Annotated in this window: 1 protein-coding gene; it reads left to right on the top strand. The window is 67.5% G+C overall.

The features are described 5' to 3' along the window. Positions 1-59 precede the first annotated feature (59 nt). The coding region (locus EOC06_RS44405) for a LysR substrate-binding domain-containing protein (protein WP_245470364.1) at positions 60-493 on the top strand (434 nt) is incomplete at its 3' end.

Below are 493 nucleotides of genomic sequence, written 5' to 3' on the forward strand. Positions count from 1 at the left end.
GCTATGCCGCCTTCCTCCTGCCGCCCGTGCTCTCACGCTTCGCGGCGGAGCATCCCCTGGTGACGGTGGAGTTGATCTGCGAACAGTCGACCGCGCTGGTGAAGACGCTGGCGGAGGGGCGGCTGGATCTGGCGATCATCACCCGCTTGCCGGAGCAGCCGCTTGAGGTGATCCGGCTGGAACGCTTCGTCTGGGTCGCCTCGCCCAACCATGTCGCCTGGGAGGCCGACCCGCTTCCGGTCGCCTTGTTCGAACCGGGCTGCGCCGCCAGGATGAATGTCCTGCAGGCGCTTGGCGATGCCGACCGCTCCTATCGCTGTACCTATTCAAGCGCCTCTCTGCTTGGCCTGATCGCCGTCGTCCAGGCCGGGCTCGCGGTGGCTGGCCTTGCGATGCGCAGCGTACCGCCATCGCTGCGCATCGTCGGCGGCAATGAAGGGCTGCCGGTGCTGCCGGACCTCGAAATCGGCATCCTGCGCAACCCGCTGTCGAC

Origin of the sequence: Mesorhizobium sp. M7A.F.Ca.MR.362.00.0.0 (genome assembly GCF_004023175.1) — a bacterium.
GTDB lineage: Bacteria > Pseudomonadota > Alphaproteobacteria > Rhizobiales > Rhizobiaceae > Mesorhizobium.